Genomic DNA, 231 nt, shown 5'->3' with positions numbered 1-231 from the left:
AGCGTTTATCTGGGGCAAGTTCCGTTATGATGTGGTCGCACTTTGTGCACTTCTCCTGGCAATAGCAGTTGGGGTTGTGCCCTTCGATCACGCATTTTCGGGTTTCAGCGACGACATCGTTATCATCGTTGGCAGTGCGTTGGTGGTCAGTGCGGGTGTCGCACGTTCCGGCCTTATGCAGGCGGCGGTGCAGCGTTTTCTGCCAGAAATGAATAGCGTTCGGCTCCAACT

1 protein-coding gene is annotated in these 231 nt (G+C 54.5%); it reads left to right on the top strand.

What is annotated here, in order from left to right:
• Positions 1–231, top strand: a 231-nt coding sequence (locus tag SB822_RS61375) for an SLC13 family permease (RefSeq protein WP_410859703.1), incomplete at both ends; no start/stop codon positions are given.

The organism is Paraburkholderia sp. SIMBA_054 (assembly GCF_046534875.1).
GTDB classification, from domain to species: Bacteria; Pseudomonadota; Gammaproteobacteria; order Burkholderiales; family Burkholderiaceae; genus Paraburkholderia; species Paraburkholderia hospita.
Note: the sequence above shows the minus strand (reverse complement) of the source record. Positions and strands in the feature narration are given on the sequence as shown.